The 23,226-nt window shown below is 61.8% G+C and carries 21 protein-coding genes and 1 pseudogene; 15 read left to right on the top strand and 7 right to left on the bottom strand.

Annotation, left to right across the window (positions count from 1 at the left end; translation table 11 throughout):
* Positions 1 to 19: 19 nt before the first annotated feature.
* Positions 20 to 2,104 carry a type III secretion system export apparatus subunit SctV gene (gene sctV, locus ACR9ZC_RS03540; protein ID WP_481579149.1) on the bottom strand — a complete coding sequence of 695 codons (2,085 nt, stop codon included), beginning with the start codon at positions 2,102 to 2,104 and terminating at the stop codon, positions 20 to 22.
* Positions 2,105 to 2,188: 84 nt separating this feature from the next.
* Positions 2,189 to 3,277, bottom strand: coding sequence for a type III secretion system export apparatus subunit SctU (sctU, locus tag ACR9ZC_RS03535; protein ID WP_481579148.1), 1,089 nt, complete (start codon positions 3,275 to 3,277; stop codon positions 2,189 to 2,191).
* Positions 3,278 to 3,597: 320 nt separating this feature from the next.
* Between sctU and ACR9ZC_RS03530 the strand changes: the two genes are divergently transcribed.
* From ACR9ZC_RS03530 to sctC, 9 genes and pseudogenes are all read left to right on the top strand, one after another.
* Positions 3,598 to 4,203 carry an HrpB1 family type III secretion system apparatus protein gene (locus ACR9ZC_RS03530; protein WP_481579147.1) on the top strand — a complete coding sequence of 202 codons (606 nt, stop codon included), beginning with the start codon at positions 3,598 to 3,600 and terminating at the stop codon, positions 4,201 to 4,203.
* A 26-nt stretch (positions 4,204 to 4,229) separates the two neighbouring features.
* On the top strand, positions 4,230 to 4,619 hold the full coding sequence (locus ACR9ZC_RS03525; RefSeq protein ID WP_331567149.1) for a type III secretion protein HrpB2: 390 nt from the start codon (positions 4,230 to 4,232) through the stop codon (positions 4,617 to 4,619).
* A gap of 15 nt (positions 4,620 to 4,634) precedes the next feature.
* On the top strand, positions 4,635 to 5,450 hold the full coding sequence (gene sctJ / locus ACR9ZC_RS03520; protein WP_481579146.1) for a type III secretion system inner membrane ring lipoprotein SctJ: 816 nt from the start codon (positions 4,635 to 4,637) through the stop codon (positions 5,448 to 5,450).
* Positions 5,450 to 6,166 (top strand): type III secretion protein HrpB4, encoded by a 717-nt coding sequence (locus tag ACR9ZC_RS03515; RefSeq protein WP_481579145.1) that lies wholly within the window; start codon positions 5,450 to 5,452, stop codon positions 6,164 to 6,166. The genes sctJ and ACR9ZC_RS03515 overlap by 1 nt, the downstream gene beginning before the upstream one ends.
* Positions 6,151 to 7,038, top strand: coding sequence for a type III secretion system stator protein SctL (sctL, locus tag ACR9ZC_RS03510; protein WP_331567145.1), 888 nt, complete (start codon positions 6,151 to 6,153; stop codon positions 7,036 to 7,038). Before ACR9ZC_RS03515 ends, sctL begins: the two co-directional genes overlap by 16 nt.
* Positions 7,039 to 7,042: 4 nt before the next feature.
* Positions 7,043 to 8,382 (top strand): annotated as a pseudogene (gene sctN, locus ACR9ZC_RS03505) (type III secretion system ATPase SctN).
* Positions 8,383 to 8,386: 4 nt separating this feature from the next.
* On the top strand, positions 8,387 to 8,902 hold the full coding sequence (locus ACR9ZC_RS03500) for a type III secretion protein (RefSeq protein WP_481579144.1): 516 nt from the start codon (positions 8,387 to 8,389) through the stop codon (positions 8,900 to 8,902).
* 74 nt (positions 8,903 to 8,976) lie between these two features.
* On the top strand, positions 8,977 to 9,798 hold the full coding sequence (gene sctT / locus ACR9ZC_RS03495; protein WP_331567141.1) for a type III secretion system export apparatus subunit SctT: 822 nt from the start codon (positions 8,977 to 8,979) through the stop codon (positions 9,796 to 9,798).
* Between the two features lie 217 nt (positions 9,799 to 10,015).
* Positions 10,016 to 11,854, top strand: coding sequence for a type III secretion system outer membrane ring subunit SctC (sctC, locus tag ACR9ZC_RS03490; protein WP_481579143.1), 1,839 nt, complete (start codon positions 10,016 to 10,018; stop codon positions 11,852 to 11,854).
* Between the two features lie 73 nt (positions 11,855 to 11,927).
* On the opposite strand, the gene ACR9ZC_RS03485 is transcribed toward sctC, so the two are convergent.
* A complete protein-coding gene (locus ACR9ZC_RS03485; protein ID WP_481579142.1) occupies positions 11,928 to 12,917 on the bottom strand; it encodes a response regulator transcription factor in 990 nt (329 codons plus the stop codon).
* Positions 12,918 to 13,497: 580 nt separating this feature from the next.
* On the opposite strand from ACR9ZC_RS03485, the gene ACR9ZC_RS03480 reads away from it, so the two are divergent.
* Positions 13,498 to 14,610, top strand: a complete 1,113-nt coding sequence (locus ACR9ZC_RS03480; RefSeq protein ID WP_481579141.1) for an aromatic ring-hydroxylating dioxygenase subunit alpha — start codon at positions 13,498 to 13,500, stop codon at positions 14,608 to 14,610.
* Positions 14,611 to 14,649: 39 nt separating this feature from the next.
* On the opposite strand, the gene ACR9ZC_RS03475 is transcribed toward ACR9ZC_RS03480, so the two are convergent.
* Positions 14,650 to 15,495, bottom strand: a complete 846-nt coding sequence (locus tag ACR9ZC_RS03475) for a DUF3455 domain-containing protein (RefSeq protein WP_481579140.1) — start codon at positions 15,493 to 15,495, stop codon at positions 14,650 to 14,652.
* Between ACR9ZC_RS03475 and ACR9ZC_RS03470 the strand changes: the two genes are divergently transcribed.
* Positions 15,494 to 15,652 (top strand): hypothetical protein, encoded by a 159-nt coding sequence (locus tag ACR9ZC_RS03470; RefSeq protein WP_481579139.1) that lies wholly within the window; start codon positions 15,494 to 15,496, stop codon positions 15,650 to 15,652. The genes ACR9ZC_RS03475 and ACR9ZC_RS03470 overlap by 2 nt on opposite strands.
* A gap of 207 nt (positions 15,653 to 15,859) precedes the next feature.
* Entirely contained in the window at positions 15,860 to 16,675 is an 816-nt protein-coding gene (locus ACR9ZC_RS03465; protein ID WP_481579138.1) for a CHAP domain-containing protein, read from the top strand.
* A gap of 309 nt (positions 16,676 to 16,984) precedes the next feature.
* Here the strand turns inward: ACR9ZC_RS03465 and ACR9ZC_RS03460 are convergent, their stop codons facing one another.
* The gene (locus tag ACR9ZC_RS03460; RefSeq protein ID WP_481579137.1) at positions 16,985 to 18,190 is read right to left on the bottom strand and encodes a hypothetical protein; all 1,206 of its coding nucleotides are present in this window, start codon (positions 18,188 to 18,190) and stop codon (positions 16,985 to 16,987) included.
* Positions 18,191 to 18,562: 372 nt separating this feature from the next.
* Between ACR9ZC_RS03460 and ACR9ZC_RS03455 the strand changes: the two genes are divergently transcribed.
* The 3 genes from ACR9ZC_RS03455 (at position 18,563) to ACR9ZC_RS03445 (ending at position 19,792) form a co-directional block, all read left to right on the top strand.
* Positions 18,563 to 18,985, top strand: coding sequence for an HrpB1 family type III secretion system apparatus protein (locus ACR9ZC_RS03455; RefSeq protein ID WP_331567125.1), 423 nt, complete (start codon positions 18,563 to 18,565; stop codon positions 18,983 to 18,985).
* Between the two features lie 181 nt (positions 18,986 to 19,166).
* Complete coding sequence (locus ACR9ZC_RS03450; protein ID WP_481579136.1) at positions 19,167 to 19,391, top strand: hypothetical protein; 225 nt, start codon at positions 19,167 to 19,169, stop codon at positions 19,389 to 19,391.
* 17 nt (positions 19,392 to 19,408) lie between these two features.
* Positions 19,409 to 19,792 (top strand): HrpB1 family type III secretion system apparatus protein, encoded by a 384-nt coding sequence (locus ACR9ZC_RS03445; protein ID WP_481579135.1) that lies wholly within the window; start codon positions 19,409 to 19,411, stop codon positions 19,790 to 19,792.
* Positions 19,793 to 19,830: 38 nt separating this feature from the next.
* Here the strand turns inward: ACR9ZC_RS03445 and ACR9ZC_RS03440 are convergent, their stop codons facing one another.
* Positions 19,831 to 20,706 (bottom strand): helix-turn-helix transcriptional regulator, encoded by an 876-nt coding sequence (locus tag ACR9ZC_RS03440; RefSeq protein WP_440561738.1) that lies wholly within the window; start codon positions 20,704 to 20,706, stop codon positions 19,831 to 19,833.
* Complete coding sequence (locus ACR9ZC_RS03435; RefSeq protein WP_481579134.1) at positions 20,706 to 21,749, bottom strand: helix-turn-helix transcriptional regulator; 1,044 nt, start codon at positions 21,747 to 21,749, stop codon at positions 20,706 to 20,708. The genes ACR9ZC_RS03440 and ACR9ZC_RS03435 overlap by 1 nt, the downstream gene beginning before the upstream one ends.
* Positions 21,750 to 23,226: the final 1,477 nt, after the last annotated feature.

The raw sequence follows: 23,226 nt of genomic DNA, 5'->3' as shown, positions 1-23,226 counted from the left end.
GCGCAGGACATGCTCTGGTTCAGACGGTCACGCGGCCAAGCGGTTTCAACTCCACGTGATCGCCCAGTTCCTGAAACGAATAAACCGCAAGCCAGCCGAGCCGCGCCTCGATCATCCTTCGCACGTAACGGCGAATATCCATCGAAGTGACGAGGGCAACGCCTTCGCGCGGTATTTCGCCGACGAACGACTGGATCTTGTCGATCAGATAGTTGACCTCGTCCGGGGGCAGCGCAAGGAAGTTACCGGTCGGCGTTTGCTTGATGGCTTGGCGGATATGCTGCTCGACCGGCAGATCGAGCAACACGGCAGGAAGCTGCTTGCCGCCACCCGCGGCGCGATGCGCGAGCATGCGGGCCAGGTCGCCGCGCACGTATTCGGTGAGCATCAACATATCCTTTTCCTTGGCGCCCCATACGATCAGGCTTTCCAGAATGCTTCGCATGCTTCGAATCGAAATCTGCTCTTCAAGCAGACGCCGCAGCACGTCGGCGATACGCTGCGGGGGCAGGACCTTCTGAACTTCGGCAACGAGCCCCGGATATTCGGCGTTTTGCTGCTCGAGAATCCATTGCACTTCCTGAATGCCGAGAAAAAGCGAGGCGTGCCGGCGCAGCATGATGATCGACGCATGCGCAATGACATGCTCCGCGCGCCATGCCGCGATTTTTTGCGGCACCGATTTCTCGTCGGTCCAGTAGCTGGGACCGGGGCCGCCGTCCAGTCCGCCGCGTTTTTCGCAGCGATCGAGCAACTGAGCGATATCCGGTGTGGCAAGAAGCGCCGCGTCGCGCGTGACCGATTCGGCGATCATGACTTTGCCGGCCGGCAGTTCGATCTTGCAGTAGGGCACGTCATGCATCAGCAGCTCGCAGGTCGAGCCTGGTAGCGCACTGCTCGTCCACATCGTGATACCGGGAAACGGCAAGCCGAGAAACTCCTGTAGCTCCTCCCGTTCCGTGTCGAACGACTTTTCGAGCGCTGAAGTCGAGAGTCTCGGCACGAGATCGGGTGAAATTCTGACGCCGAGCGGGCAGGCGAACTGCGGCGGACGCGTCAGAATTGCCGGCACGTCGACTTTTGCGCCGGCACGCTGCATTGCGGTGACCGGTTCGCTGCTGTGCGATGCCGCCGACGGCTCATTCTTGCTGAGGCGATAGCCGCAAAAGGCGAGCGTTGCGGAAAGCAAGAGAAAAAGCGCGGTCGGAAAGCCGGGCACGGCGGCGAAACCGACGAGAAGAAGCGCCGCGAAGTAAAGCGCGCGCGAGCTTGCCGACAATTGTTTGCCGATTTCGTTGCCGAGCGACTGCGGTTTGGCATCGCGGTCGTCGGACACGCGCGTGATCATGACGCCCGCGGCGACGGAGAGCAGCAGCGACGGAATCTGCGAAACCATCGCATCGCCAATGGACAGAATCGAGAAGCGGTTAGCGGCTTCGCCGGCCGTCATGCCGTGATAGGCGACGCCGATCGCAATGCCAGCCACGATATTGACCATCGTGATGATGAGGCCGGCGATCGCGTCGCCCTTCACGAATTTCATGGCGCCGTCCATACCGCCATGCAACTGACTTTCCACGGCGAGCGTCGCGCGTTTGCGTCGCGCTTCCTCAGGCGTGAGCAGATTGGCGCGCAGGTCGGCATCGATACTCATCTGCTTGCCGGGCAGCGCATCGAGCGTGAACCGGGCGCCCACTTCCGCGACACGTTCGGAGCCTTTGGCAATCACGATGAACTGCACGGTCGTGATGATCAGAAAGACGACGAGCCCAACCACGAGATTGCCGCCGACGACGAGCTCCCCGAAACTATCGATGATGTGCCCGGCGTTGGCATGCAGCAGGATCGACTTCGTCGACGCGATATTGAGCGACAGCCGGTAAAGCGTGGTGAAAAGCAGCAGGGAGGGGAAAACCGACAGCGACACGACGTTCGGCACGTACATCGTGACCATCAGTAGCGTAACGCTGATGGTGATGTTGAGCGCGAGCAGGACGTCGATCACTGCCGGAGGCAGGGGCAAAATCATCAGCGAGATGATCGCGACCACCAACAGCGCGATGCCGATTTCGCCGCTCGCCGGAGTCTTGAACGCTTTCAGCATTTCGACCATCCCCTGGTAACCCGAATCAGTGACATGAAGCGTTGAATTCCGTTGCGATGCTCATCGAGCCCGGCGCCATGCCGGTCAATGGAGAGCCGATGCGGGATTGGCGCCGGAAGGCCGCCCGCCCTTCGCGCCGATCGAATCGACCCAACGCAGGATGGTGGCGACGGTCTCGAAGAGTTCTTCGGGAATCGGCTCGTCGAGCCCGACTTTATAGAGGGCCCGCGCAACCGGCGGGTTGCCGATGATCGGCACATTTGCTTCCTGCGCAAAAAGGCGCAGTTGCGCCGCGGATTCGTCCATGCCCTTGGCGGTCACCAGGGGCAGCGGGTGTTCGTCGGGCGCGTAACGGATAGCGACGGCGTAATGGGTCGGATTGACGATCAACGCATTGGCGAGGCCGACGCGCTGTTGCGGGGCGGCATTCATGACGAGCTCGCGCGCGAGCCGCTTGCGCTCGCCCTTTATCCGCGGATCGCCCTCCTGGTCCTTGTGCTCGCGTTTGACCTCGTCCTTCGACATGCGCATCTTGCGCATGAACATGATGTTTTGCAGCTTGACGTCGGCGGCGCCGATGATGATGAACACCAGTGCGGCGACGCCGAAAAGCTTGACGAGCAGGCCCCAGAACATGACCGAGAGCTGCGGCAGCGGCTGATAGAGCGATCCTACGATAAGCGGTAGCATCCGCGTGATCGTGAACCACATCACGCATCCGATCACGACCGCCTTGAGAATCATCTTGGCGAGCTCGATCAGCGAGCGCCAGGTGAAGATGCGCTTGAGCCCTTCGACCACGTTGAGGCGGTTCGGGTCCGGCACGACCGGCTTCGTTGCAATCTCGAAGCCGACTTGCGGCGCGAGTCCTGCGACGGCCCCGATACCGGCAAAGACGACGCACGGCCCGACGATCGTCACGAACCGTGTGCCGATCGACAGGAGGCTGGCATACAACTCGGTCAGCGCGCGATCGCCTCGCATGAAGTTCAGGGCCGCATCGACGATGGCACGACAGGCGCCCGCGAACGCGCCCGCGCCGAACACCAGTACGCCGAGCACGGCTACCATCGTGACGGCCTCGACCAGATCGGTACTCTTCGACGTGTCGCCGTCCTTTCGGGCGTCGCGCAGCTTTTTGTCAGTTGGCTGCTCGGTTTTTTCTTCGCTCATCGCTGCAATCCGGCAAGAGGCCTCGTCCCGCCCATTCCGGCGGGAGCGCCGGAATCCGGGAATCCCTGAACTTCCGACGATATCGGAGCGCCCGCCAGACCGTACGCGCGATGCGAAGCAAGCGACGCAAGCGCGAAGCGACCCGCTCATTTCCTACGAAAGTCTGAGAGACTTCGCGCACGATGTTCTTGCTTCGTGTCGGGCATGCAACCCGCTGTCGCGCTTGGATATCTTTCTCCGAGCGAACGTGCCGCCGCGACGCAATGATGGCGGCCGGGCGTCGTTTCTCTGTCGAATTCACATTGCAGGAGTTTCGCGCCATGAGCACTCCCTTGCCGACGTATCTGAGCTGCAGTCAGGAAGTAGTCGGCGGTTTGATAGAAACCGTGACGGCGGCCCTGCTGAACAGCTTTCCGGTGATCGACGCGGATCCGGAAGATATCGAAATGACGCTGGACGCGCTCAAGGTGCTGCGGCCGAAGGTGGTCGAGCTGGAGACGTTTGCCGCGTTGTTGCAGATGCAGCGAGGCCACTGGGACGAGGCGATCCACATTTTCTCGCGCCTGGTGGCGAACGTACCGCAATTCGCTTACGCCAAGGCGCTGCTGGCATTTTGCCTGTCGTTCAAGGGCGACCCGAACTGGCGTCAGAGCGCGGCCGAAGCGATACGGGAGAATCCGGATCGCGAAACGCGCCAGCTCGTTCGCGCGTTGGCGGCACGCGATGACCTGCAGGATGCATCGCGTGCCCACAAGAACGGTGCGCCCTTCGAGGTGCCCCCATCGATCGCGACGCTGGCCGACGACATCGATGCCGATTCGACTCTGAGCGCGCCCGCTTCGCGGGAGACGGCCGACCCGGCGCCCGTACCGGCCGGACACGCACAGGAGGAGGCTGTGCCTCAGCCAGGCTACCTGCGGATCTGAAAGCCTATTGGCGAAGGAGACATGTCATGAGCGTACCTGTTACCGCGAAGCAGATCCAAGAGGCGCTGCAAGCAGCCGTGCAGCCCGGTGCGTCCGATGCCGCGACGCAACAGCTCGGCGATAAATTCAAGTCGATGATGGATAAGCCGCACATGGCGCCGCCATCGGACGGGAATAACGGTGGCACGAGCATGATTGCGGCCATGGCCGCGCAGCAGGATGCGCAGTTGCAGCAGTCGGTCAACGACACAGTGACGATGATGAATCAGGCACCGAATATGTCGATGCAGGAAATGACCGCCGCGACGATGCGTGTGACGATGGAAATCGCGAGCACGCAGCTCGACATGGAGGCAAAGATGGGGATCGTGAACTCGTCCAAGTCGGCTGTCGAAACGCTGATGAAGAATCAATGAGCCATGCATGAGGCAATGATGGGCGCTCTCGTGTCACGGCCGCGCGCGTTCGCGGTGTTCGCCGTCCTCGTGGCGTGTCTCGCGCTCGCAGGTTGCAAGAAGGAGCTCTATGGCAATCTGAGCGAGCAAGACGTCAACGAAATGGTGGAGGCGTTGCTCGAGCAGAACGTCGACGCGGCGAAGACGACTGCCGACGATGGCAAGACCTGGGCGCTCGACGTGGACGAAGATCAGATCGTGCGTGCCATGCAGGTGTTGCGGGCCCGAGGCCTGCCGCACGCGAAGTACGACGACCTCGGTGCGTTGTTCAAGAAGGATGGTCTGGTATCGACGCCGACCGAAGAGCGCGTGCGCTTCATTTACGGGCTGTCGCAGGAATTGTCGTCGACGCTGACGAAGATCGACGGGGTGATCGTCGCTCGCGTGCAGATCGTGCTGCCGAACAACGATCCGCTCGCGCAGCAGATGAAGCCGTCCTCCGCGGCGGTCTTCATCAAGTACCGCCCCGATTCCGACGTGAGCTCCCTCGTGCCGCAGATCAAGACGCTCGTGATGCACAGCGTGGAAGGCTTGACCTACGACGCCGTCAGCGTGACGGCCGTGGCGGCCGACCCCGTCGAGCTGGCGAAGCGCCCGAAGACGGGTAGCGCGCCGACGGTGGTCCTGACCGCTGCGATCGTTTTCCTCGTTTGCGCGGCCGGACTTTACGTCTGGCTCAAGCGCGGCATGCCGGCGTCGTTCGACGTGCAAGCGTTTGCGGCGCGCATGCAGGCGAAGACCAAAGCGCTGATGGCGCGCTTGCGCCGGTCCAAACCGTCTTCGGCAGCTTGATGGAAACCGCAACGGCGTTCCCCTTCGCCCGCGCTGCGGCGGCGCTTGCCGCATACGAGCGCAATGCGCGGGACGCCGCGCGCTGGGCCCACGCGAGCTGGTTCGGCTCGGCGCTGCGTATCGAGACGCGTGCGCTCGATCTGCTGCGCCAGGCGATCGAATCCGCGGGGCGTAAAGAGGTCGACTTATGTTCGCGGGCGCTGTTGCGCGCCGCGGGCGTGACACAACCGGGATTCGGGGTCTTGCGCGCAAGCGGGCCGGCGTTGCTCGACTGCTTGCCGGCGCGGCTGGGTCTGCAAGTGCTTCGTATGCGTGCGGTGCGGCTGCGACGTGCGGAGGCTCGGCGGCTCATCGAGAAGCGCAGCCGGATGCAATTGTCCGAGTGGCTGGGAATACCGCTCGACCAGGTCATGAATCAAGGGAGCTCTACGAGCGGCAACGCGCCCGACATCGCCCGGCTCATCGAGCGCGGCCAGATGCCGGCGCTCGACAGGCTCGATGCGCAAGCGTTGACTTTCGAGGGCTACGCGCTCGTGATTCGCGACTTGCGCAGCGTTGCGCCGCCATTTCCGCTGCTGCGGCTCGCCTTACCCAAGACCCTGCCAGATACGGGCTGGATGCGAGAGGGGGCGGCGCAGGTCGATCCGAACGGTACTGCCGAACTCTTCGCGATGCTTCCGAAATTGCTTCCGGAGTGGGCATGGTTATTTGGCTGAGGTCGGATCGGAGAGGGTTGGAGCCGGACGCTTCGCGCGTGGGGGTGCACGGCGACGTCGTCCCGCGCGATGCGTTCGGCGCCCTCATGCAAATCGACGAGGCATACGCGCAGCTTGCCGCGGATCGCGAGGCAATACTGGCTGAGGCGGGGCTCGAAGCCGAGGGTATTCTTGCGGCGGCCCGCGAGGAAGCGCAGGCGCTCGTGGCTGAAGCGCGGCGCGAATTCGAAACCGCCGCCGAACATGGTTATCGCGACGGCGAGCGGCGCGCCGTCAGCGAGTGGATGGAGCGGCTCGCGCTATCGCACGCCGATGAGCGCCGCCTGCAGGCCAAGATGCGCGAGCGCCTCGCGCAGATCGTGACTGTTGCCGTCGAGCAGATCGTCAGCGTTCAGGAATCCCGCAGCCTGTTCGAAAAGGCGCTGAGCGCCGTCGATCGTATCGTCGAAGGGGCCACGTATTTGCGTGTCAGCGTGAGCCCGACGGACTACGAGGTTGCCAATAGCGCATTCGAGCGCCTGGCTGCGCGCTGGCGCGAGCTGGGGCGCCCCTTTCCGTTGTCTGTCGTTGCCGACAAGCGGTTGCCGCCCGGCTCCTGTCTGTGCGAGTCCGATTTCGGCGCCGTCGATGCGAGTCTCGCGACCCAGCTCCGTGCGATGCGCTCGGCGGTCTCGCGTGCGCTGAAGCAATCGGTCAACGAGATGCAACGCGAGGGTTCATGGAGCGCGCCCGGTGCCCCGCGCGAGCGGGAAGAGGCGCTCGACGAATTGGGCGAGTTCGAGCGATGCGAAACCGGCGATGAACTCGATGACGACGACGAAACAGTGGCGAGACACGATGCAGGCCATGCCGACCACGAGCGCGGCCGCTGAGCGTATGAGCCCGGACGTCTCAGGCCTCGACGTCGAACGGCTGACCGAGGCGATCGAGCACGAGATCCTTTCGAGTTCGCCGGTCGAACGCACCGGCAAAGTACTCGAGGTGATCGGCACGCTCGTGAAAGTGGCCGGGCTCGATGTGACGCTAGGCGAGCTTTGCGAGCTGCGCGCAGCCAACGGAACATTGCTCCAGCATGCCGAGGTCATCGGCTTCACGCGCGACGTTGCGTTGCTTTCGCCATTCTCGCGCCTGGCGAACGTGTCCCGTTCGACTCGGGTCGTCGGCCTGGGGCGACCGCTCTCGGTCAAGGTGGGCGACGCGCTGCTGGGCCGAGTCATCGACAGTCTCGGGGAGCCCATCGACGGGCTCGGCCCCATCGAGGTCGACGACGAGCGGCCGATTTTCGGCGATCCCCCCAGCCGATGAGCCGCCAGTTGATCGAGGCGCCGCTTGCCACTGGAGTACGCGTGGTCGACGCGATGATGACGATAGCGGAGGGGCAGCGCATGGGTATCTTCGCTCCTGCCGGTGTCGGCAAGAGCACGCTGCTCGGCATGTTCGCGCGCGGCGCGCAATGCGACGTGACCGTGATCGCACTGATCGGCGAGCGCGGCCGTGAAGTGCGTGAGTTCGTGGAGCAGATCCTGGGGCCCGAGGGCATGGCGCGTTCGATCGTGGTGTGTGCGACCTCCGATCGTTCGTCGATCGAGCGCGCGAAGGCGGCCTACGTTGCGACCGCGATTGCAGAGTATTTTCGCGATCAGGGACGGCGCGTGCTGCTGATGATGGATTCGTTGACGCGCTTTGCGCGCGCGCAGCGCGAGATCGGACTCGCAGCCGGCGAGCCGCCTGCTCGCCGCGGTTTTCCGCCGTCGATCTTCGCGGAACTGCCGCGCTTGCTCGAGCGCGCGGGAATGGGTGCCACGGGCTCGATCACGGGGCTTTATACGGTGCTTGCCGAAGACGAATCGGGCAACGACCCGATCGCCGAAGAAGTGCGCGGCATATTGGATGGGCACATGATTCTGTCGCGCGATATTGCCGCGAAGAACCAATATCCCGCCATCGACGTTCTGGCAAGTCTGTCGCGCGTGATGCCTCAAGTCGTGTCCAGTGAACATGTGCGCGCCGCGGCGCGCGTGCGCGAGCTGCTCGCGAAATTCCGCGAGGTCGAAATGCTGCTTCAGATCGGCGAATATCAACCCGGCGGCAATCCGCTGGCGGACGAGGCGATCGAAAAGAACGACGCCATTCGTGCGTTCTTCTCTCAATCGACTCAGGAGTATGCGTCGCCGGACGATACCGAGGCGCACCTTTTCATGCTGGCCGATCGCTGACGCAATGGAGCTGGCCGCCATCGCCCGGCGTATCGCGGCGCTCGAACGAACGGTATCGCGCCGGCGCCGGCTCGACGAGACTCTGACGGCCGAACTGTCGGCTCGCCGTGCCGAGCAAAGCCAGGCACAGCAGGCGCGTGACGAGAAGGCGTCCGAGGTCAGCGAGAAAGCCGGGCAGTTGCAGCAATACTACGACCGGATCGCCCGGATGATGAGCGGCGGCTCGGTTGTTTCGGTGACCGAAATGACGGCGACGATGCGCTACGCGGATGTAGTCGCGGAGGGCCTGCGCGCGCTCGAAGGCGAGCTGCAGCAATACGAGGCGGATCTCGCCGACAAGGTGCAGCAAGTCGCGCATGCGGTTCGTGCCGTAGCCAATAACCGAGGACGGATCGATTTGTGCAACGACAGGATCGACGAATTGCGACGCGGCGAAACGATGCAGACCACCGACGCCGCCGACGAGGAAGCGGAAGAGGCTGCGCTCGCCAGGGTACGCCTTGCCGCGCAGTCACGATGATGCGGCACGGCAGGTCGAACAACGGATAACGAACACATGAACGAGGCGATTGCCGCAAACGCGCGCCCCACGAGATGAACGATCTACTTTATCTACTCTCGTCGCCCGAGACGAACCCGGTTCGCATTCTGACCTTGCTGGGCTTGTCGTCGGTGCGGCTCTATGTGGTGTTCTCCATCTTTCCGCCGACCGCGGACGGCGTCCTTCAGGGCGTGGTGCGCAACGGTATCGTGCTTCTCTTCAGTTCGTTCGTTGCCTATGGGCAGCCCGTCATGGTCATGGAGTCCCTGAGCAGCACGTTCATGATCGTGATGGCACTGAAAGAGGCCATTATCGGCCTCGTGCTCGGCTTCGCCGCTTCGACGGTGTTCTGGGTAGCCGAATCGGCCGGAACGTATATCGACGATCTCACGGGCTACAACAACGCACAGATGACGAACCCGTTGAGAGAGGAGTCGGCCACGCCGACTTCGATTCTTCTTTCGCAAGTGGCCGGCGTCGCGTTCTGGGTGCTCGGCGGCATGACGTTCCTGCTTGCGGTCGTCTACGAGTCGTTCAACTGGTGGCCGATCATCTCCCGAGCACCGGTGGCGACGAACGTCATCGAAAGCTTCGTGCTGCACCAGACCGATACGCTGATGCAGACCGTCGCAAAGCTCGCCACACCGATCATGTTCGTACTCGTGCTCATCGACGTCGCGATCGGCTTTGCCGCCAAAAGTGCGCAAAAGCTCGACCTCGCCAATTTGAGTCAGCCAGTCAAGGGTGCGGTGACGGTCTTCATCCTCGCGCTTTTCGTCGGCATTTTCGTGAACGAAGTGAAGGATCAACTCGTTCTCAAAGGGCTGGCGGAACAGCTGCGCGCTATCGCTACGTCAATGGCCGCGGGCAAATGATGCCGCGCGCTGCCGCACTTGAACGCATGAATCTCAATCCTTCTCAAATCGGGGCGCGAACTCAGATTTGTTGAAGATGTGCGCAGTTCACCTCCGCTACATTGATCTCACGCGAGCAGCGGCCATCCTCTCATGAGGTGGGCCGCCCGTCTTTCACGAGACGGTCATCTGCCCGCGCGCACGGTACGGGGATGTCAACCTTCGATGATCGGATGCCATGAAAATAAAACGGCTCGTTCGCGCTGCCTGCGTGGCGGCATACCTCTCATGTTCTCTCGCTGCTTCGCATGCGTACGCGGCGCCCATCCGCTGGCACGGCTCGATGGTGCATTTATCTGTCGAAGGCAAGGAACTGAAGGACGTATTGCGCGACTTCACCGCCGGACAAGGTGTGCCCGCAACGATTTCGAACGATGTGCATGGCACGGTGACGGGTCGCTTCGATATGTCGCCGCAGCGGTTTCTCGACACGCTCGCCTCGACGTTTGGTTTCGTCTGGTTCTACGATGGCAACGTACTGTCGATCAGCGACGCGAACAGTGTGACCCGGCAGGTCGTCAAACTCGACCATGCGAGTACCGAAGACTTGAAAGGTGCGCTGGAGCAGTTGCGGATCAGCAATCCGCGCTTTCCGATCACCTATGACGCGACCCAGGGCACCGCGCTCGTAAGCGGTCCCCAGCCCTATGTTCAGCTCGTTGCCGAAATTGCACACCGCCTCGACGATCGCGCGGGCGAACGTCTCGGTTCCTCGGTTCGCGTTTATTCGCTTCATCACGCATGGGCCGACGATCACCAGGTGCAGATCGACGGCAAGTCCATCACGGTGCCCGGTGTGGCAACCGTGCTTTCGCGCATGTATCACCCGCAAGGCAGCAGCGACACGCTCAACGGCTCGACCGGTCTCGACGGCGGCCGTCCGGCAAAAGCCCCGACGATGCAACGCATGCAACCGATGCAGGACGTGACGGGTTCAACCACGGGCGGTGGATTCGAAGGCGGCATCAATCCGCCTTTGCCGCAGTCGATGAACGGCGTGAATGCACCGCAGCCAGGCTTGGCCGGCCTGCTCAACGGTATGGCGGCGGGCGGTGCGCCATCGACGATGCCTTCGCTGCAGAACTACACGCTCGCGTCGAACAACGGACCGATGGGCGAAGCCGATAGTTCGAACGGGATCGTCGGCAGCAAGTCGCTTCCCGTCATCGAACCCGATCCGCGCACGAACTCGGTGCTGATTCGCGATGTCCCGCAGCGGCTTTCACAATATCAGGATCTCATCGATCGGCTCGACGTCAAGCCGAAGCTCATCGAAATCGAAGCGCACATCATCGAGATCGACGATACGGCGCTCAAGCAGATCGGAGTCGACTGGCGTGCCCATAACAGCCACATCGACTTTCAGACCGGCAATGGCACGACGCAGCAAAACGGATACAACGGCAACATCAATCCAGTCTTCGGCACGCAGACACTGCAAGACGGCACTACGGTCATCAACACGTCGCCGGTCGGCGCATCGCTCACAGCGGTGCTGGGTAACGCGGGTCGCTATCTGCTCGCGCGCGTCAACGCATTGCAGGAAAGCAACCTCGCGAAGATCGATGCGAGTCCGAAGGTCGCGACGCTCGATAACGTCGAGGCTGTCATGGATCACAAGACGCGCTTTTTCGTGCGCGTGTCGGGCTACACGGCAGCGGATCTCTATAGCATTTCGACCGGGGTGTCGTTGCGGGTGCTGCCGATGGTTGTCGAGGAAAACGGCCAGCAGCAAATCAAGCTCAAGGTCAACATTGAAGATGGGACGGTTACGTCACAGCAGGTCGACAACATCCCGATCATCACCACGAGCACGATCAACACCGAATCGTTCGTCAACCAGGGCGAGAGCCTGTTGATCGCCGGATATCGCGTCGACAGCTCGACCAACGGCGAGACGGGCATTCCATTGCTGTCGAAGATTCCGTTCCTGGGGGCCTTGTTCCGGTATCGTTCGCATGAAAACAGCCATATGGAGCGGCTCTTCCTGCTCTCGCCTCGCATCCTGGATTTCTGAAGCGAGACACGCCGATGCGGCGCGCACCGAAGCGCGCCGTCTCGTTGGCGGAGCGCGGAAGAAGGGTCTGCCGTCAGTGGCCGTCGCGGCCACGCACCGGTTCGCTCGTGCCGAAGGTAATTGCGCGCGACGGGTTACTCGAGGCGCATGCACTCAGCACATCGCTGCAGTCTTCTGCGGACCACGCGCGGGCGCTGCGTGCCATTTCGCTGTCGGCCGGATGCAACTCGGCGCGGGACGAGCCGAGCAAGGCAAAGCTGTCCGCCGGAGTCGTGGCCAGCGCCTCGACCTGCAGCATCGATGCAATTGCCGAGAGAACGTCGGGCGTTTGAGCGATCCCCGGTGCCGATTCCTCCGAGGCAACGCGCGAATCGCTCACTTCCTTGGGAAGCTCGATCTCGACGCGGTAGCCGTGTGCGTACATCGTGCGCAGGCGCACGCCGTGCGACCCGTTCAAGCTGAGCTTCTTGCGCAGCTTATAGATATGCTGTTCCAGCGTGCGTCCGACGATATCCTCGGAGCTGCTCCATACCGCGCCGGCGATCTGGCGGCGGCTCACGTATTCGCCGGGACACGCGAATACGAGCCATGCGATGGCGAACTCGCGGGACGTCAGCCGGACCGGCTCGTCGTCGACCCAGACCGTACAGGTTCGGCGGTCCAGCAGATAGGAGCCGCATTCCAGGCGATCGGCCGTTTCGGCCGTTTGAAGCGGTTGAAAACGGCGTACCGCGAGATGCACGCGCAATACGAGCTCGGCCGAGTTGATCGGGCACAGCACGATATCGTCGGCGCCGGCGTCGAACAGCTCGACGATGTTCTCGCGATTTTGATGGGCGCCCACGACGATGAGCGGCGCGCGCCGATCCGCGTAACACGAGCGTCTCGCCAGCACCGGGCGCATAGGATTCATGCCGGTCTCGGCGTCGATCAGGATGGCAGTGTAGTCATCGCGGTAGATGGCGCGCGCGAACACCACCTCGTCCGAGAACCGGGTGCATTGCGCGCCGTCCGGCTCGAAGCATTGACAGATCAACTGGAAGAGCGCTGTGCTTCTGGTCATGACTGCAAGTTTCATCTTCCCTCCAGTGGTTCCGGTCGCACGATGTGCTCGCACGAAGGGAAACTGCATTCCGGCTAGAAAAGACTCCGAATAGCCGGACAGTAAACGTTTAGACGTCCTTAGGATGTAACGTTTTGTTTCATTCGAATTGACGCATAAGCTGGCTCAATGATAATTCACGAACCTTGAAAGAAATGAGTTCGAAAATCCGTAGATTTGGTGCGTACCCGGTCGCCAGACTCCGAGATCGCATGTGCCATGGGAGATGACCTGAAAAGCGTGCGCGGGGAAGCGACCCGAGCGGCCGAGCCCCGGTTCTTCAAGGGGAAGTCTTTCAAGGTCGAAAGGAAGGCAAGGGGGGAAGGAGGCGGCGATAAGAAGGAAGGAGCCGAGGAAGTCAATCCGCGAGTTCGTAGTATTGAGCTAATTGCCGATTTGTCGCTTACGGGTCCGTAAAATGCGTTTGCCTGTTTTTCGCGTACCGTTAATGCGTGGAATAAGGGGGCATGTCGATGAAACCGGTTGTCCGCCGCATTTTCACAAAAAGGGATGTCGTCGGGAGGCGAGTGTGGCTTTTTTGATGAACGCATGGTACGTCGCGGCGTTCAGCGATGAAATCAAGGTCGGCAAGGTGCTTGCGCGTACGCTCGTCGGCTTGCCCGTTGTGTTGTACCGCGATGACGCCCGCAAGATCGTTGCGTTGGACGATCGGTGCCCTCATCGGTTCGCTCCGTTATCGCGGGGACGGGTTGTCGACGGCGCGATCGAGTGCCCCTACCACGGCTTGCGCTTCGGCTCCTCGGGTGCTTGCGTCATGAATCCGCACGGGAATGGCCGACTGCCGGAAGGTGCGACCGTGCGTTGCTATCCCACGCGGGAGCGATATGGCGCGATCTGGTTCTGGCCGGGCGAAGCATCACGGGCCGAAAGCACCCCGTTGCCCGATTTCGAGTTCGTCGATCCCCGCCGGAATTTCACGAGCACCGGTTATCTGCTCACGCGCGCGAACTATCAATTGAGTTCCGACAATGTGCTCGATCTCAGTCATCTTCAATTTCTGCATCCGAATACGCTCGGCAGCGAGCACATCGCCGCGGCGCAAGTCGAGTGTCTCGTCGATGGGGACTCCGTCTCGGTGACGCGCAGGATTGCTGAAGAGGCGCTGGCGCCTTTCGTCGCACGAGCGTTTAAAGTGGCCGATGGGGCGCTGGTCAATCGGCAGCTCGACGTTCGGTGGCAGCCGCCCGCGTTGCACGCGGTCAGCATGCGTATTTGCGAAACGACGCTTTCCGACGAGTTCGCACGTGTGAGCCATTCGGCGCACTGGCTGACACCCGAGACGGTGCGGAGCACACATTACTTCTATGTTTTCGGGGTGCCCCATCAGGCCGGCCTGGAGGGCGCGGCGGAGCTGCGCGATGGCGTCGAGGCATTGATGATGCCGTTTCGCGACGAAGATCTGCCGATGCTTGAAGCGCAACAGCAAGTGATCGGCGATCGAGATTTCTGGTCGCTGCGGCCCGTTATGCTGCCGATCGACGCCGGCGCGGTCCGTGCGCGGCGCATCCTCGAAAGGCTGATCGCCGCTGAAGCGCAAACGCAGATCGCCGATGCGGCGCGCATCGAGCCGGCCAACCGTAAAGAGCGCGTTGCCGGCGCGCTCGGCGAGGACGCCGGCAGGCTCGTGACTTGACGAAGCATCGCGTTCGGGACGCAAACGGCGTCCTATCGGTTACGGCCTGATGTAGAGGGAGTCGAAGAACGTTGGCATGCCGGCTACCGATGGTTCCGACACTGAAGCAATGGTCAAAATCGGGGCGGGCGAAGATGCCGAAACGGCTGCGGGCGCTGCTATAGGCGCTGCGGCGATGGGGCTCGAAGGGGCCGCGTTGGGAGGCGATGCCGCAGGCGCCGAAGGCGTCGCCGCAGGTGCTCCCGCTCGTGCGCCGGCGGCCGACGAAAGTGGCGTTGCCACCGGTGTCGTTGTCGGCACAGGCGCCGTCGCGCTCTCTGGAGCGGGTGTCGTAGGAGGTTGACCCGTGGCGGGCCGATAGACCAGATACGTTGCGGAGAATGGCACCAGAAGGGAGATGCCTTGCTGGGTGCAATGCGTCTGCGGCGGCAGTCCGCCGCGGGTGCGCACCTGCTGAAGCGATGTGACTTTGGCGAAGCGGCCGGTGTCTTTCTCGGTGCCGCTCGTGCGCCGTGCAACGATCAGTTCCCACGGAAGCGCGTCGGTCGCGACGATTTCCTGCGCCGCGACGCGACCGGACACATAACTGCCGTCATAGGCAAGGAACCGCGGGCCGGGGACGATGGTGCCGACGTTGCGCCGCGCCTGGTCGACCAGCGTAGCCTCGGAGCCCTTGCGAACCCACGACAGCTGAGCGCCGTCGCGGCGGCAGTTATAGAACGTCTCGCCGACGGCCGTTAGGACATCCTCGAGTACTTCCTGTGGCGGGGTGCGTAGCGATTCGGGGAGTGCGGTGTTCGCAGGTGGGATGTCGCGCGTGGCGCATCCGGCAAGTGCGCCGGCCAGCATGGCTGCCAACGCGGCCAGCCGCAACGGCGGCGTCATGTGGCTCGTGCGCGTCGAGCGGCCAATGGGCAAGGCGCCATTGCTACGGGGTTTGCGAATCATCGACGAACCGTATGCGGAAGGTATGGCCGAGCATACCTGCAACAACCTCGGCACGGTGTACCGCCGACGCGAAAACATGTACGGCAACGCGTAGCGATATCGATGCGAAACATGAGCGAAGCGCACACGGTGCGTAAATTCGTACCCGATTGCGTGCCGCTTCGTTTTGCCGCACATCGCTGCGCGTAGCGATGTGCGGCTGCTTCCGCCTTCCGTAGAGTCATATGGGGAGACGCCGCGCGCGGATGGCGCATCGGCGTGCATTTTTTGGATGTAATGGCTTCACGGACGGAGTATCCGTATGAGCGCAGCTACGTTGACGAGCCCCGTGCCCGCTGTATGGCCGACCTATCACCCGGTCGTACCTCGCCCCAAAAATGCGAACGCCAATTCGCCGGCTGCCTACGGCAACCCTCAATTGAGCGGCGGCGATGCCGGTGCGGCTACCGAGCCCAATTCGGAGCTTGCGATGTTCATCGCTTTGATGATGGACATGATCATGGAACCGGCGATGTCGAAGCTTACCTCGGTCGGTGGCGACGATGACGAGGGTGGCGACGATGTACCTGTGCCGATGAGTGCAACCGGCATATTGATGCCGCTTTTCATCCAGGCGGCGCTGGCTAACGCTCAAGCCGGAGGCACGGGTGGGACCGGCGATGCCAATGTGGGTCCTATCAGCGGGAGCAATCCCGCGGGCATCGCGGAAAGCGTGAAGGGGCAATCCGCGGCCCAACTGATGTCGAGCCAGCGCTTGCCGATGCATCAAGGCGTCCCGACAGACGTATGCTGTGCGAATTTCGTTTCGGCATGCCTTCAAAAGGCTGGACTCCTTTCGTCGTCGGAGCACACCGACAGCGCGCCGCGCTTGAAGAGTACGCTCCAGGGCAAGGGCTGGCACACCGTCAGTCGCTCACAGGCCAAGCCGGGCGATGTATGTTTCGTTCTCGATAGCAGCGGTACGCCGGAGCACGTCGAACTCGTCGCTAAGAACAACAACGGCTCCATTACGCTGATTGGTTCGAACAACACGCAAGGCGGTAGCGGACCGCAGGTGGTTTCCAACGACACCTATACCGGTAACAGGGGCAATGTCGTGTTCCTGAGTCCGCCTTGAGCACTTATAAGATCGTGCCGCCGCAGGTCTGCGACGAAGGCCTGGACTTCGCTGAGGTCCGGGCCTTCATTCGTTTTTTCGGGCGCGCTCGGGAATAGATACGAGAGTAACAGCCGCTGAAACTGAAATAGACTCGGCTTGACCTAAGGCCAGGCAACGCACGCGGACACGTAGGGCGTCCCTTGGCGCGAACGAGCCAATTCAGCCGGGCGAGGAAGTCAGGGAGGGCGAAGCAGAACCGACGATCGCTCGATGGGATGGCCCCGGCTGCAGCCGGAACCGTCCCGTCGTAGCTATCGGGTCAGGCAGTCAGGCGGACTCGATGTCCGACTGTGAGGCGTCGGCCAGCGGAATCGGCTGGATGTTCGGCTGCATCTGCAGTGGGAAGAAGCTCGGGCTACGGGGTGCGGGGACAGCGCTGGCGGATTGCTCGTAGGCTTGCTGGGCCGGCGTGAGATCGCCTGCGTTGACGGTAACCTCGGAGCCGAACGTGATATTGCCATTGCTGTCGGGCAGATGGTGCATATAGTCCAGGAATCCGTGGCTGGTGCCCGATATCAGGACGCCGGCGTCCTTTCGCCCTTGCTGCGACGAATTCATCGTGATCTTGCCGGTTTGCTGATCGAGCGTGCCGACTTCCGTGCCGTGATCGTAGAGGTTGCCTTGGCCGTCCTCCTGTAAATCCAGCTCCTTACCGTTTGCCGTCGTGAGCTTCACGTTGCGCAAGCCCAAGGCATCGGGCTGGCCGACTTGAGGAACGGGATATCCAGCCGGTGTGCCCCCAGGCAACGGTTGGCCGGCATTCGATGCGTTCTCGTAGGCTTGCTGGGCCGGCGTGAGATCGCCCGCGTTGACGGTGACCTCGGAACCGAACGTGGTGTTGCCATTGCTGTCGGGCAGATGGTGGAAGAAGTCCAAGAATCCGTGGCTGGTGCCCTTTCTCAACAAGTCGGCGTCCTTTCGCCCCTGCTCCGACGAATTCATCGTGATCTTGCCGCTTTGCTGATCGAGCGTGCCGACTTCTTTGCCATGATCGTAGAGGTTGCCTTGGCCGTCCTCCTGTAAATTCAGTTCCTTGCCCTTTGCGGTCGTGAGCTTCACGTTGCGCAAGCCCGCGGCGTCGGGCTGGCCGGCCTGAGGCACACCCGACTGGCCGTCCTCCAGCGAGGCAAGATAGCGTTCGGCTCCGTCGGCAACGCTCGGATAGCCTCCTGACTGGCCGCCCTCCAACGAGGCAAGATAGCGTTCAGCTCCGTCGGCAACGCTCGGATAGCCCCCTGACTGGCCGCCCTCCAACGAGGCAAGATAGCGTTCGGCTCCATCGGCAACGCTCGGATAGCCTCCCTGTGGCGTACCTCCGCCAAACACATCGAGCGAAGCAAGATAGCTTTCGATGTCGCCACCGTTGGTCGCCCCGGTATCCATCCTGGCGCGCGTACCATAAGGGCTCGTGTTGTTCAGGAAGTGGGCCGTTGTGGAGTTCGGGGCCGTAATGGATGGGGCTGAAGTTGTCATGGCTGTCTCACAATTGATCGAATTGATCCATCTGTTCGAGGAACGTCCAGAACCGCAAATTGGATGACTTCAGGCGATAGGGTAGGGGAGACGGGTTCGCATACGCGAACCGATGCGAAGCGAAGTGCCGGCATCCGAAGTTTTTCGCATCTTGCATGAGTGAGCCGATACGAGTTGGGGCAGCGAGTTCGTCCTATCTACTCGAACAGGTAGGCTTGCAAAGCCTCCGAACTTCGCGTGGGCGGCGACGGCTTCGCGTCACCCAACGGCGCGCGTAGATGTCAGCGAGAGAATGCAGCGCAACAGGGGCCGGATAGGAGAGGCTGCTGCCGGCTGCGAACCTGTCGGCCGGGTACCCATCGGGGCTGAGCCATGTCGAACACTCAATGCACTCCTGCGGTGTTGAATTTCCTGCTGACGATCTTCGCAGGCGCGTTGCGCACGCAGGCTCATGCGGAGGCCGAGGAACTGCTGCTCGCGTTGCGCGTCGTCCATCCGAAGCAGCTCGTTGTCGACCTGTGCGAGGTCCGGCTGCTCGTCAATGCGCAACGCTGGGTCGATGCCTTGCGCCTGTTGAGGCAGATCGAAGCGCAGGGGCACGGCTCGCCCGTGGTTTCGGCACTGGAAGGATGGTGTTTGCACGTGCTGGGCGACGAGGCTTGGCGCCGCTGCGTGGCGGATGTCGTGAAGAGCAGCGATATCACCGGTCTGACGATCGCGAGCAAGTTTCTTGAAGTTACCGAGGAGCCGCTCGCGGAGCATATCGCTCGGAAAGTCGGGGCAGAGTATCTCTAGAAGTAGATGTTGTGTTGCATTGCTGGGGCAGGCGCGGTTCGCATCTTCGTCCATGGCTTCGCACTCGGTGGCGTGAGTACCGATACGCGAATTACATTGGGCGGTACGCGTGTCGAAGGCTATGGAACCTGCCGGCCTTTTGAATCGAACGCCTTCTTTCATTTCGCAAGAGGAGAGTCACATGGGCTTACTAGACGGTTTGGGGAAAGTGGTGGTCGGTGCTTTGACACTGAACCCGGGCAAGGTGGGAGAGGGTGTTGCGGACGTCGTCAAGACCCCTTTCGATATGGCGCAGTCGGCGCTGGTGAGCCGCGATGCTAGTTCGCTCACTGGTGGTAGCGGCATGGGGCTGAACGCAAGCTCCCTGAACGCACTATCCGGCTCCGATTCCAGCGGGCAATTCTGACAGACGCGACCGTTCCCATGTCGACGGATACGACCCGCCAGTCCGAAACCGCACCACTCGTGAAGGCGCTCGTCGAAGCGATTGAGTCCAATCGTCTCGACGATGCCGATGCGCTGCTGACGCAGTTGTACGACGTCAATCCGGATGCCCGCGAGGCGTTGGCTTTTCCAACGGTGATTGCGATCCGGCGCGGCCGCGCGCTGGAAGCGCTGCAACACATCAATAGTCTGCCCGACGGGCGCTGCGACGAACTCAAGGCGCTTTGCCTTTACGCACTCGGCGATCCAATGTGGCATCGCTATGCCGAGGAAACGGTGGACGATCCGGATCCCTTCGTGCGCGAGGCAATGCGGCAGTTGCTAGGCCGCGTCGACGCTCAGCCTTCCCTCACATCCCCGTGAATATTAGCGGTGCAGCGCAGTCGTGACTGCTGCACCGCTTATTCCATACCCGCGAGCTCGCTGACCGTTCCGGCGATATACGCGAGCTGCACGCGGTTGTGCGCCCGGAAAAACGTCAGCAGTTGACGCACATGCTGCGCGACGCGATGGGGCTGCAGCCCGATGCTCGCAGCGATCTCGCGATCGCTCATTCCTTCGGTCACGCATTGCAAAATCGAGCGCTGAACTGCGCTCAGACCATCCGCGCTGATGCGCGAGAGAAGCCGGCTCGCGTAGGGCGAAACCCATGTATGCAGGCCGATCGCAATGGCGTAGGCCGTGCCGGCCGTCGTATCGGCGATCCACGATCTCCCTGCCTGGGAGCTCGATAGGACTGCGAAGCATCGCTCGAGCGGATTGGCGGTGCCGATACCAAGGCACACGCCGCTGCGCATACCGGCGGCATTGGCCGCATCGGCGAGATGCTGGATGCGCGAACCGCGTAGCGGCGCCGGCGCCATCGCCGCCAGGCTGTCGACATCCCAGAGAAACGGCCATTCGATGCGGCACGCGATGTCCAGACGCGGATCGACCGCGAAAAAACTCTCGTTGCAATAACGCGCGGCCCATCCGGGCGGCGAATAGCTGTCGAACCATGCGAGTTCGACGACGCGTTGCCCGATGCGCAGCATCCGGCAATAGCAGAGCCAATCGAAGCCGGCGCGCCGCAAAACATTGCGTACGAGATTGCGCCGCTCGCCGCTATCGGCGGTCTCGGTGAGCTGCTGCGAGATCTGGCCGAGCGATGCATTGCGAGGAACGAAAAGCGGCGACGGATGCGCGGCCGCGTCGGCGGCGACATCCTCGTCATCGAAAAACACGACATTCGCCGAGGCAGCTTGTGCGGTCTTCTGACGGCTCGTTATGGTGTTCATCACATCACTCCCAGACGACCCGCCATATAGGCCAGCCGCGCTCGATTGGTGACGCCGAAAATTTCCCGCAGGCGACGCAATTGATAATCGACGTTATAGAGCGTCATGTCCAGCCGCCCGGCGATTTCCTTGTCGGACAGGCCATCGGCGACGAGCGCGAGGACGCGTCGCTGCAACTCGGACAGCGCGCCGCCCGAGACATCCTGGTCGATCGCCCGAACGTAGGCCGAGCAGCGCTGCTGCACCGAAAGCCCAAGCGTGATCGCTTGCACGAGTACGCTGTCGCTGATCCAGCTCGCATCGGCGTTATAGGCCGAGAGACTCACGACCGCGCACAGCGAGCTGCCTGGCACGCGCATCGAGAACGCCATCCCGCTGATCTTGCCGTCGGTATGCAGCAACGTGAGCCAGTCGCGATACGAACTCGGTCCCGGTCCGGAGCGCCAGAGCCGGACCAGTTGCTGAATGTCCCATACGCAAGGCAGGGGACTTGCCATCAGCGCCTTGAAGCGTTCGTCGTTGAGGTAGTGCCCATCGTCGAAAAACAGCGAATGCGGCGGCGAAAGGTAGCTCTCCATCAGATAGATGCGCTCGGCCTCGCCGGAGGGCGAGAGCCGCACCGCGAAGTAGCGCATCGAATCGAATCCGATCGCGCGGATCATGCTGCGTAACAGGCGCGACTTTTCGTCGGCCGTGACCGCGGCGCCCAATTCGGACGCGATATGCGTGTCCGCCCCGAGTTCCTCTTTCGAAACGTATCGCTGCATGTCCGCTTCGCGAAAGCGGACGATCTGGGCGCCATGTGCAACGGAGTGACTTGACCTGCTGACTGACTCCACACGGAATCCTTTGGTATCGAGTGTTTCTCGAGGGCGCGCTTCGCCCTTCGTCGTCATGACTTTTTGGCCGCTCGTCTCGGGCGGTTCGAACGGGCTCGCGGACAAGCCGGTGCGATCTGTGCCGGTTACGCGATCCTTCGAGAGAACATCGGCATGAATCGGCAAACATTGCTGAACCGAAGGCTGAACATGTTGAGATGCCATGCAAATAGTTCCTTCAATTGCACCATTCCCGTCGTTCCGGTGGATCGAATGCGATGAGCCGCGCTCCCGCGCCTGCGAGCGAGCTTGCCAGTGGAAGTTGTTCGGCCATGTTGCAGCGAGTGCCGACGGGATTGCCGTACCGGAATGGGTGCCGGAACGGCAGGAAGTCTAACAAATTCCATTCACCACGCATACGATAGACGAGGACAAGCATAGACAAAACGGGCCGTCCAGAGCGAATGCTCTAAAGACCCAACGGGATGACACTGGGCATTGACCGCCTCGCATGTAGGCGATCGAGATCAGACCGACCGCGCGCCGCTTGGGCGTATGCGCCGAAACGCGGCGAGGGCCGGATGGGCACCGCACCGGTTCAGTTGATCGTTCGGGGAAATGCAACGGACCTGAAGTCGCTCCGCACGTCGAGCGCTTGCTAGGGATGCTGCAGCTACGTGCAACTTTACTGCCGATTGCCCCCACACGAGGCGCCCGCATGCGAACTCGTGCTCATTGCAGCGCAAAAATGAAATGCTAATTGGCTGGGAATGTGCTTGGAATCGTTTCCGCATCGCCGGTAAGAGATCGGCTCGCGCCGTCAACGCGCATTTCGTATTTCAGATGATTTCTTCGCATCTGAAATTAGGTGGGATTGCGTCTATTTCGCATTTTTATACGTTGGTTCGTGTTCAATGCCTTCCGGGTGATCGAGAGTAAGTGCTGTCAATGCAAATAAGAAAAAGACGAATGGCCAAACGAGGTGTGCATGCGAAGACATAATGCTTGAAACGAAGAGGACGTTATGGCGAAACCTCTGGACCCCTTGTGGACGGGGCTGAGTCGGTTGCGTCCACGTCGATGGTCGGCCCCCGTCACGTTCGAAGCACCGTTTCGGCTGATAATTCATAATCAACCAAGCGTGAGAAAAACTGGTGGATGTGTTAAAGACGCTCGGAAACACTTCGTGTTTCTGGTTGAATATTCGGACTGTAATCGATTGTAGGCTACCGCTTCTGGTTTGATATGCGTACCGCATAAAGATTCGTTGTCGATGTCCGCGAGATTGCGGCGTCATGGCGCGCCAATTAACCCAAACCAGGAGTAGACCAAAATGAACCCTATCCGTCCGACGTCAGGTATCAATTCAACGACCCCTGCGGCGGTGCCGCAGGCCGATGCTCCGTCCGGTGAGAAGATTACGCCGACCGCAACTTCGCGCGCGTCGAGCGGTCCACAGGCGCGCCGCACGGCCGTTAGCCCGGCCGCGCCCGGCGCCACCTCACGCTTGCATCAAACGCTTCCGAGCCAGACGCTCAGCGCGGCTGCGAAAGCAAAGGAAGCGGCGTCCGCCTGGCCGTCGGCCAGAATCGATACGAAATCATTTCTCCGGGGGATCGAGCGCACGGACCGCGCTGCGGCGAAGCAGGCTTCGGCGGGCTCGGCACCGCCGCCGTGGAATGGGTACGAGGCACTGCCGGCC

The organism is Trinickia sp. HAY1-2D, from assembly GCF_056754935.1.
The sequence above is the reverse complement of the archived record's forward strand: the minus strand, read 5'-3'. Positions and strand labels throughout refer to the sequence as shown.

Bases quoted from the DNA above. Each gene is read 5' to 3' on its own strand.
- ACR9ZC_RS03470 (WP_481579139.1), top strand. From the start codon at position 15,494: ATGTGGCTCGTGCGCGTCGAGCGGCCAATGGGCAAGGCGCCATTGCTA.
- ACR9ZC_RS03445 (WP_481579135.1), top strand. From the start codon at position 19,409: ATGTCGACGGATACGACCCGCCAGTCCGAAACCGCACCACTCGTGAAG.
- ACR9ZC_RS03465 (WP_481579138.1), top strand. From the start codon at position 15,860: ATGAGCGCAGCTACGTTGACGAGCCCCGTGCCCGCTGTATGGCCGACC.
- sctV (WP_481579149.1), bottom strand. From the start codon at position 2,104: ATGCTGAAAGCGTTCAAGACTCCGGCGAGCGGCGAAATCGGCATCGCG.
- ACR9ZC_RS03515 (WP_481579145.1), top strand. From the start codon at position 5,450: ATGGAAACCGCAACGGCGTTCCCCTTCGCCCGCGCTGCGGCGGCGCTT.
- ACR9ZC_RS03450 (WP_481579136.1), top strand. From the start codon at position 19,167: ATGGGCTTACTAGACGGTTTGGGGAAAGTGGTGGTCGGTGCTTTGACA.
- ACR9ZC_RS03480 (WP_481579141.1), top strand. From the start codon at position 13,498: ATGAACGCATGGTACGTCGCGGCGTTCAGCGATGAAATCAAGGTCGGC.
- ACR9ZC_RS03530 (WP_481579147.1), top strand. From the start codon at position 3,598: ATGAGCACTCCCTTGCCGACGTATCTGAGCTGCAGTCAGGAAGTAGTC.
- ACR9ZC_RS03435 (WP_481579134.1), bottom strand. From the start codon at position 21,749: ATGGCATCTCAACATGTTCAGCCTTCGGTTCAGCAATGTTTGCCGATT.
- sctT (WP_331567141.1), top strand. From the start codon at position 8,977: ATGAACGATCTACTTTATCTACTCTCGTCGCCCGAGACGAACCCGGTT.
- sctJ (WP_481579146.1), top strand. From the start codon at position 4,635: ATGATGGGCGCTCTCGTGTCACGGCCGCGCGCGTTCGCGGTGTTCGCC.
- sctU (WP_481579148.1), bottom strand. From the start codon at position 3,277: ATGAGCGAAGAAAAAACCGAGCAGCCAACTGACAAAAAGCTGCGCGAC.
- sctL (WP_331567145.1), top strand. From the start codon at position 6,151: ATGGTTATTTGGCTGAGGTCGGATCGGAGAGGGTTGGAGCCGGACGCT.
- ACR9ZC_RS03500 (WP_481579144.1), top strand. From the start codon at position 8,387: ATGGAGCTGGCCGCCATCGCCCGGCGTATCGCGGCGCTCGAACGAACG.
- ACR9ZC_RS03460 (WP_481579137.1), bottom strand. From the start codon at position 18,190: ATGACAACTTCAGCCCCATCCATTACGGCCCCGAACTCCACAACGGCC.
- ACR9ZC_RS03475 (WP_481579140.1), bottom strand. From the start codon at position 15,495: ATGACGCCGCCGTTGCGGCTGGCCGCGTTGGCAGCCATGCTGGCCGGC.
- ACR9ZC_RS03440 (WP_440561738.1), bottom strand. From the start codon at position 20,706: ATGAACACCATAACGAGCCGTCAGAAGACCGCACAAGCTGCCTCGGCG.
- ACR9ZC_RS03485 (WP_481579142.1), bottom strand. From the start codon at position 12,917: ATGACCAGAAGCACAGCGCTCTTCCAGTTGATCTGTCAATGCTTCGAG.
- ACR9ZC_RS03525 (WP_331567149.1), top strand. From the start codon at position 4,230: ATGAGCGTACCTGTTACCGCGAAGCAGATCCAAGAGGCGCTGCAAGCA.
- ACR9ZC_RS03455 (WP_331567125.1), top strand. From the start codon at position 18,563: ATGTCGAACACTCAATGCACTCCTGCGGTGTTGAATTTCCTGCTGACG.
- sctC (WP_481579143.1), top strand. From the start codon at position 10,016: ATGAAAATAAAACGGCTCGTTCGCGCTGCCTGCGTGGCGGCATACCTC.